This is a genomic window from Nitratireductor sp. ZSWI3, from assembly GCF_024655565.1.
Classification (GTDB): Bacteria; Pseudomonadota; Alphaproteobacteria; order Rhizobiales; family Rhizobiaceae; genus Nitratireductor.
In genome coordinates, this window is sequence record NZ_JANKOF010000204.1 from 1 (window position 1) to 956 (window position 956).

General features: G+C 69.1%; 1 protein-coding gene. It reads right to left on the bottom strand.

Going from position 1 to position 956, the window contains the following annotated elements; translation table 11 throughout:
- On the bottom strand, window positions 1-956 hold a 956-nt coding region (locus tag NUU27_RS25410), incomplete at both ends, for a cadherin repeat domain-containing protein (protein WP_257765073.1).

A 956-nucleotide genomic window follows, 5' to 3' on the forward strand; every position in this document is an offset into this window, starting at 1 on the left:
AGCGTGCCGACGGCGGAGCGCGTGATGACACCGGTGTCGGGGTGGATGGCGAAGCGCGCGTCGCTGATCTGGTAGGTGACGGTGTCCCCGACATCGGTATCGGACGCCGAGGCGGTGATGCCGACCGGCGTGCCGGCAGCCGCCGTCGCGGAGACATGGTTGGCGGTCGCGTCGGCATCCGGCGGGTCGTTGAAGGCGACAGGCTCGGGATCGTCGAGGACATCGATGGTGAAGGCCTGCTGCGCCACGCTGCCGTCCGACGAGGTGACGGTCACGGTGAAGGTCACCGACGGCTCGCTCTCATGGTCGAGCGTGCCGAGAGCGGAGCGCGCGACCACGCCGGTGTCGGCATCGATGACGAAGCGCTCGTCATCGAGCGAGTAGGTGACGGTGTCGCCGGCATCCGGGTCGGCGGCCGAGGCGGTGATGCCGACGAGCGTGCCGGCGGCGGCAAGCTCGCCAAGCCGGTTGGCCGCCGCATTCGCGTCGGCCGGATCGTTGAAGGCCACAGGGTCGCTCGCCGGCAGCCACTCGATATGCAGCACCGGCGCGCCGGTGCCCTCATAGGCCTCGGCGACGCGCCTGCCCGAGCCGGAGACGACAAAGACCATGTCGTTGAGCGCCTCCCAGCCGGAGCGGTTGACGATCTCCTGGATGACGGCGGCAAGGTCCGGCGTGCGCTGGTCGAGCCCCGCCTCCCCCTTGCTCAGCCATTCCGCCGGCGACCAGGAAACGGAGGCGTCGGTCAGAAGGCGCGAGGAGGCGTCGTAGCGCACCCCCGTGAACGCCGCCGCATCGTCGCTCGCCTCGCCGTGGATCATCAGCAAGGCCGTACCGGTGGACACCTCGTCCGTCTGGAACTGGATATAAGCGCTGACGATGGTGGCGCCCTGGGGAATGTTGATGTCGGTGAAGCGCAGGCCGATCAGCTGCACCTTGTTGCCGTCGACCACCAG